This is a genomic window from Clostridium sp. AF28-12 (genome assembly GCF_003435225.1).
Lineage (GTDB): Bacteria > Bacillota > Clostridia > Lachnospirales > Lachnospiraceae > Pilosibacter > Pilosibacter fragilis.
Window position 1 is genome coordinate 1 of sequence record NZ_QWGJ01000038.1, and the last position, 7,065, is coordinate 7,065.

Consider the following 7,065-nt stretch of genomic DNA (forward strand, 5'->3'; position numbering starts at 1 on the left):
AGGATTTCTTCACGCTGGTTGAGATTGTCCTCGACCATCTGTGTGATGGCTTCATCGTCTGTCAGGTTTCGGACGATACAGGGCATATCCGCATACCCGGCAAGCTCGCTGGCTTTCTGGCGGCGGTGGCCGGACACGATCTCATAGCCGCCATCCTCACGGGGACGGACGATAGCGGGCTGAGTCACGCCCTTGTCCTTGACGCTGGACACCATAGCCCGCATTTCTTCATCATCCCGGACTTCAAAGGGATGGTTTTTGAAGGCGTAGAGCTCGTTCAGCTTGATATAGACGATTTGCTCCTTGCCCCGGCGTGGTGCATCCTTCGGCTTTTCGGGTTCCTTCGGAGTGGGAGCGGTCTGCACCGTTGGAGCCGTTTTTTTCTCCGGTTCCTTTTTGACCCCCTTTTTCGGTTTCGGTGCGGAGTTTTGGACTTCGAGGCTGCGTCCTTGTCCTTATCTGCTTTCGGGGGACGGCCCCGGCGCTTCGGCGGTTCCGGCTCTTTGGGCTTTTCCTGTTTTCTCTCAGCCTTTTTGGGAGCCTCCGGCTGCTTTTCCGGTTTCTCCACTTTTGCCGGGTCAGGCTTTTCCACGCCGGGAGCTGCCGCCCGTTCCTCTGCTTTCTTTTCTTTCATAATTTCAGCGAAGTTATAGACAGAAACCTGTGGGTTCTTTACCTCCGGTTCCGTCTTTTTTTCCGGCTCCGGGGAAACGGAAACCTTCTCCGGCTCTTTTGGGGGAGCGGGAGGCGTTTCCTTGCCCGGTCCGGTATCCGTTACCGGCTGTTCCGACGTTTTTGTGGTTTTATCATCTGCCATAAGCATTTACCTCCTGTTTTTTGGCATGAAAAAAGGGGCTCAACTTTTCAGTCAAGCCCCCGTGGGAAGTTCCTCCTTTCTCCGCCATGATACAAAAATACCGCCCGTAGTCTCGTTTGGGCGGTACTTTGTGTAAGATTGGCAGTCCATTATTAAGTTTTTTATTATGTTCCCTTTGTACACCGTTGCAAGGTTCAATTTTGCACCAGAGCGTGTAAACCCAAGTAATCCTGTTCAGCGACTCAGTTTTTACGAAGTGACGAATGAGAGAAACAGGGAATTGCTACAAGAGTATATGAAATATCAAGTAGGTATCAGTGATTTGGCACTAGGAAATATACGAAGTCAATTGTGTTACATTAAAAAATTTCTAGTTTACTTTAATACAATAGAATCCATATGTGAAATTACGGAAGAACAGATAGCAGAGTACTTCAAGCTCCTGCAGGAACAGGAAATTAAGGCAGAAACAGTAAACAGGCAGATATTTGATATTCACCGATTTTTTGCATACTTAAATGTTAAAGGACATATCAAGGGGCAAATTTTTGATCAAAACTATTACAGCCAGAAAGTCTACCCATATCACCATGATCGAAGTGTTCAAGAAGATGAGTATATGGAAATATTAAAAAAGCTAAAGTTTTTCCCAGAAGTACAAAGGCTTATTTTCCTAAATTTATGGGCAACAGGATTACGGATCAGTGAGGTATGTACATTAAAAGGAGACGCATATTATTGGGATGGAGAAGATGCATGGATTAAGGTTTATCAAATTAAAATGAAAGCGGAAAAAATGATACCAATTTCATTGGTGCTTTATCGAATTATGAAAATTTATATAAAAAAGCATCATATCAAATCCACTGATTTCCTTTTCAACTCAAAGGATGGTGGGGCATATAGGATTGGCACATTTGTTAAGGGATTCAAAGCAAGTTGTAAGAAGTATGGAATATATATTTCGGGCGAAACATTCAAAACGCATGATTACAGGCATACATTGGCAAGTAGTTTCTATGATGATGGAGTGTCCATTCAGACGATTCGGGATTACTTAGGGCATAACAATGAAAATATGACAAAGCAGTATATAGACTATATGCCTAAACGGATCGAACAGGCGAATATGGAATATTTCAATCAGACAGAAAATCTTCTTGCAACTGGGATTATTCCAAAGAAGCGGGGTGAAAAAACTGGAAAATAAGATACATATCTATGAATTAGACTGCTATAAGAATGCGACAGAAGAACAGAAAAAGAAAATGAGGGTCCGGAAAGAACGTTACTTCGACCTGGAAGGACTTCCATCAGAAGCAGTAAGAAAGCTCCTGGAAGATTTTGTATGGGAAAGGGGAAAGGAACTTGCTCCAAGTAGTTTGGCGTCCGAAATATTATATTTTAATAATATCCGGCATTTTCTTATAAAAAAGAATATTAAAACATTAAGATATGAGGATGAGAATAAGATTATTTTGCAGCTAAAGAGCTGGATGATGGAGCAGGGATATGCCCTTACAAGTAAGAAGTATCGAAGCGTTTATGAAATTGTAGCAACAGAAACACCTGGCATAGTAAAGCATATGAAGAAGATTCTGAGGTATTCTCAGAAGGATGAGGAGTACTTAGAACAGGATAGAGATGTGTGGGAATTGGATAAGTTTGAATTTCCTCTTCGCAGCAATCCGATAAAGAATGTAAAGACTATAAATTTTAAAGGAATCAGTCAAATAACAATCCGAAAAGAAGTTAAAACAGTAGTTTTTATGCATTTGAAATATATGGCAATAGGAAGTATTACGGCTGAAATGGTAGCGACTAAAAGGTTTTGCAGATATCTGGCATTAAGGTATCCCAAGATTAAATCATTACTAGATTTGACACGGGATATTATGGAAAACTATTTGACCTATCTTCAGACAGAGGCAAAAGAGAGGAAAAATTATCGCTCTGATTTATATGGCTTACGAAGAGTGATTGAAGATGTGGGAAATCATTATGATAGGCAAGATATCAAAAACCTATTTATAAGTACTGATTTTCCTAGCACACCAAGATATCTATTTAAGTTTTATTCGGATGAAACCGTAAAGAAGCTGAATGAAAACATTTTTCAGATGGATGAACAAATAGCGAGGGCATTAATCCTTCATCAGCTGCTGGGAACACGAATTTCGGATACGCTTACACTAAAAACGGACTGTTTGAGCATAAGAGAAAATCGATATTTTATACGAATCGAGCAGGTAAAATCAATCACATTTGAAAAAGCAATTAGTGATGAAATAGCACAGCTTATTATAAAGTCAATTGATTATACCGAGGAACATTATGGAAAGACAAAATATATTTTTGTAAAAAAAGAGGATCTATCGAGACCATTTCAGTATAGCATGCTTCAACATCGAGTCATGCAGATGATTAGGAAAAATGATATTCGGGATGAGAATGGAGAGCTGCTGAATTTTGGAACACATACATTCCGACATTGTTATGGGAAAAAGCTGACAGAGATGCATATCGACGACTGGATGATCGCAAGGCTTTTGGGGCATAAAACATTACAAAGTGTACATCATTACCGAAAGATTGGGAACAAGATAATGGCGGATGAAACGAGGGCAGTCAGAGAGAAAATCGATATGATTTTAATGGATGTGGTAAAGGAGTGGGATGGATATGAAATATGATAAGATGATAGCCGTTAATAAAGCTGAGAGTGAACAGAAAATAAAAAAGGCGATTCGGGCAATAGATGATATGGGTGCCAGAGGACTGCCGATTTCTGTAACAGAATTGGTTCGTTGGACAGGTTTATCAAGAGGATTTTTTTATAAGAATGAGCAAGTCCGTCAGAAACTGGAGGAAGCTATTAAACAGCCACGGCGGATAGATGTACAGCAGTCATCTGAAGAAAGAAATGTTGCAGGTCATAATTTTCAAGAATTGAAGAAAGATTTTAACAGCTGTCAGTCAGAGAATCAAAGGTTAAAGGTTGAAAATGAGCAGCTTCTTCAAAAGTGCAGTATACTTCAAAAAGAGGTGGACACGCTGAAGAAACGGTTGGATCGAAAGGAAATTGCATTGTTAAAAAAACTATAAAGGTTGTGATTAAGGATGAAAGCAAATAAAATCATCGAAATGAGCCAGGAAAAAAGCAGGCAAAAAGTAAAACTGGCAATGGATGAAATTCAAAGAATGCGTAATGAGGGCGAAAGGATTACAGTTTCCGGATTATGCAAAAGAACAGGCTTATCTAACTCGTTTTTTTACAGAAATCCAAAAATCAAAGAAGAAGTACATAAAGCTGTTGATATTCAAAATCAAAGCTATAAAATGAACATAGACGAAGTGGAACTCCTTGATGAGTATAAGGAAAAATTGTTAGCTATGAGAATCGAAATTATAAAGTTGAAAGCAGAAAATCAAAAGCTAAAATCAGAGTTAGATTTTTTGCGAATACAACAGGAAGGTGTGAGTGATGTTAAATGAAGTATGATAAAATCGTAGGGCTCAAGAAACAGCAAGAAAAAGAGAATTTAGAAATTATTCAGAGAGAGATTGATGCGATGCTTCGAAGAAAGGAGCGGATATCAATTACTGCATTGGCAAAATATGCAGGGGTGGATAGGAGCTATTTTTATAGAAATTTGCAGGCCAAACAAATGGTAGAAGAGGCACAATTGAAGCAGGGAGAATGTTATAATCCTAAAAAGGCAATTTTTGATAGAGCAACTGAGGAAGTTAATAAACAGCTGAAAAGACAAATGATTTTATACAAGAGACGAATTAAAGAGCTAGAGCTGCAGATAGAATTACTAGAAGAGGAAAATCAGAAGTTGAAAGAAAGCAAATAGGTAATTTTACATAAAGTAAGAGAGCAGACTTTTGGACAAGAGGATATCCAAGAGCCTGCTTTTTTACTAAATTAAAAAGAAAAATAATTTACACATCGGAGTGATGTGAAAGATGTGAAAAGTATTTTCAAGCATTCCGGGGCAGGTACTGGATTTTATTGTGGTGCTCATTGGACTGGTCATTGTGTTTAAGACCCAGATCAACAAGCTTTTGACGGCAATCTTTACGGAGATCAACAAACAGGCGAAAGAGGTATATTAGATGAGATACCGGGGAGAGATTACGGTTTTTCTGAGTCTGACGCTGATATGTGTACTGTCGCTTGTTCTGGGACTTGTGGAATCGGCGAGAACAGCGGGAGCGAGACTGTATCTTCGGATGGCATCGGATTCGGCGGTGTCATCGGTGATGAGTTACTATAACCGGAATTTATGGGATCGCTATCAGCTCCTGTTTCTGGAATATGAATCGGAGGAGGCGATCAAGGAGACCTTCGGCCGCTATCTTGATTTCTATCTGGAACAGGCAAATATGTATCCGGCGAGACGGGAAAACGTAACACTCTCCGGAATGTCCCGTATGGTGGATGAGAATGGGAGGTGGCTTGAGGAGGAGATCGCTGCCTATATGAAGTACCGCCTCCCGGAGCTTGCAGTGTCCGGAAGCGGGCTTTTGAAGGAAGCGGAGCAGGTAAAGAAAGCGGGAGACTTCCGAACGCTGTATGATTCCTGTTGCCGGTCCGGACGTTCGGTGCGCAGGCTGGAAAAGGCGGGGCAGGCGGTTGAAAAGTCACTGAAGACGATAGAAGAAACGCGGAAAAAGCTTTGCGATGCGGCAGATGAAGAGAGAGCGGCTGCATTTAAGAGGCATGCGGCTGTTTTAAAGCGGGAACTAAAAGGATTTCCGGGTCTGGTGAAACAGTTTCAGAAGGAACTGGAGCGCCTGGAAACAGAGAACCCCAAAATGGATTCCGGACAGATGGAAGATGAGACGGCATCCGGGACATTGGGACAGGAAATATCTGCATGTAATGAGGTGATCAAAAGCGCAAAGGAGCGGCTTGCGGGATATCTGCAGATGGAAACGCAAACCGGGCGGAACCTGGAGCTTCTGGAGGAGGCATGCAGGCTTCTCAATATGGAATCGGATGCGGAAGACGAAGAGGAGGAAGAAACAGAATGGGGACAGATCAGTCAGTGCGTGGAGGAGATGGAGAACTTAGAGTCAGTGGATTCTGGTCCGAAGGATAAGAAGAAAGCGGCTGCATTGGACCGTCTGGAGGAACTTTTTGACAAAGAACTGCTGGATATTGTTCTTCCAGCAGGAACGGAGATCTCGCAGAATGCTGTTTCCTTAAAAGGAATCCCGTCCATGTCGAAATATCAGAATGATACGGGAAACTCAGACGCAGAGGGAACCGGGCTTTTGGAGGCAGCATCGAGACAGATGGCTGTAAATGCATATATTCCACTGTATTTCTCTTCATTCTTAAAAGAAAATGGATCAGAACCATCGGCATTGCGATATGAGATGGAATATCTTCTCACAGGGAAGAAATCGGACCGGGAAAACTTAAAAAGTGCTGTGAACCAGGTACTTACACTCAGAGGCGCAATGAACTTATTGTTTTTGCTGAATTCCCCGGATAAAAAGGCGGAGGCGGATGCTCTGGCGGCAGCAGTGTCAGTGGGAATCGTACCAGCGCAGATGGCGTTGTCCTTTTTTATCCTGGTGATGTGGGCGTTCGGGGAGGCGGTGCTGGATGTAAAAACGCTGTTGGCAGGAGGGAAGATACCGTTCTGGAAGACTGAAGGAACCTGGAAGACCAGTCTTTCCGGGCTGTTGGATCAGTCGTTTTTGAAGGAGACAGGGGAAAGTTCCGGGGAGGGAAGAACATATACGGAGTATTTAAACTGCTTGATCTTTCTCATGGACCGGAAAACAAGAAATTTCCGGATGATGGATCTGATCCAGTGGAATATCCGGGCGGAACAGTCGGATTTCTCGGTGGTGAGCTGCGCATACCGGATTGAGATCGAGACGGAGGTTCTGCAGAAGCATATGTTTTTTCAGAAAGAGGAATATAAGGGAACTGTATATGCGGCGGGATCATATTAATGCTGTGGAAACAGCCCCATCATCTGACTATAAGCCGGTCTGCGCACTTGCTGTGCTGACCGTAAGAAAACATAAGCTGGAAGGCAAAAATCCCATCGGCGCAGCCGATCTGGAATGGATTTTGCCTGTAACTATGAAGGTACTGAATTTAATTTAACCTATTGTGCTATTTCAAATAAAACGTTTAAAAACTTGTAAAAACCGCAAAGAATCCCTGTTTTTTTGATAAACAAATTTTTTAGAATATCAGTTCTTTGATTTTTCCAAGT

Annotated in this window: 9 protein-coding genes; 7 read left to right on the forward strand and 2 right to left on the reverse strand. The window is 41.9% G+C overall.

The genetic code is table 11. The annotated features are described in order from the left end of the window. Both DWY93_RS17685 and DWY93_RS17690 read right to left on the reverse strand, forming a co-directional pair. A partial coding sequence (locus DWY93_RS17685; protein WP_242990742.1) for a ParB N-terminal domain-containing protein occupies window positions 1–365 on the reverse strand: 365 nt, incomplete at its 3' end. Continuing rightward, the gene (locus DWY93_RS17690) at window positions 278–817 is read right to left on the reverse strand and encodes a hypothetical protein (protein ID WP_242990744.1); all 540 of its coding nucleotides are present in this window, start codon (window positions 815–817) and stop codon (window positions 278–280) included. The genes DWY93_RS17685 and DWY93_RS17690, both read right to left, overlap by 88 nt. A gap of 295 nt (window positions 818–1,112) precedes the next feature. Between DWY93_RS17690 and DWY93_RS16220 the strand changes: the two genes are divergently transcribed. The 7 genes from DWY93_RS16220 to DWY93_RS16250 all read left to right on the forward strand — a co-directional run bounded on the left by DWY93_RS16220 (window position 1,113) and on the right by DWY93_RS16250 (window position 6,796). Continuing rightward, entirely contained in the window at window positions 1,113–2,027 is a 915-nt protein-coding gene (locus DWY93_RS16220; protein WP_242990747.1) for a site-specific integrase, read from the forward strand. Next, complete coding sequence (locus DWY93_RS16225; RefSeq protein WP_117472695.1) at window positions 2,008–3,510, forward strand: site-specific integrase; 1,503 nt, start codon at window positions 2,008–2,010, stop codon at window positions 3,508–3,510. The genes DWY93_RS16220 and DWY93_RS16225 overlap by 20 nt, the downstream gene beginning before the upstream one ends. Beyond that, a complete protein-coding gene (locus tag DWY93_RS16230) occupies window positions 3,500–3,922 on the forward strand; it encodes a DUF6262 family protein (RefSeq protein ID WP_242990749.1) in 423 nt (140 codons plus the stop codon). The genes DWY93_RS16225 and DWY93_RS16230 overlap by 11 nt, the downstream gene beginning before the upstream one ends. Before the next feature lie 15 nt (window positions 3,923–3,937). Then, on the forward strand, window positions 3,938–4,312 hold the full coding sequence (locus DWY93_RS16235) for a DUF6262 family protein (protein ID WP_117472700.1): 375 nt from the start codon (window positions 3,938–3,940) through the stop codon (window positions 4,310–4,312). Then, window positions 4,309–4,677, forward strand: a complete 369-nt coding sequence (locus tag DWY93_RS16240; protein WP_117472702.1) for a DUF6262 family protein — start codon at window positions 4,309–4,311, stop codon at window positions 4,675–4,677. The genes DWY93_RS16235 and DWY93_RS16240 overlap by 4 nt, the downstream gene beginning before the upstream one ends. A gap of 160 nt (window positions 4,678–4,837) precedes the next feature. Then, window positions 4,838–4,939, forward strand: a complete 102-nt coding sequence (locus tag DWY93_RS16245) for a Flp1 family type IVb pilin (RefSeq protein ID WP_347466499.1) — start codon at window positions 4,838–4,840, stop codon at window positions 4,937–4,939. Beyond that, the gene (locus tag DWY93_RS16250; RefSeq protein WP_117471199.1) at window positions 4,940–6,796 is read left to right on the forward strand and encodes a DUF5702 domain-containing protein; all 1,857 of its coding nucleotides are present in this window, start codon (window positions 4,940–4,942) and stop codon (window positions 6,794–6,796) included. Window positions 6,797–7,065: the final 269 nt, after the last annotated feature.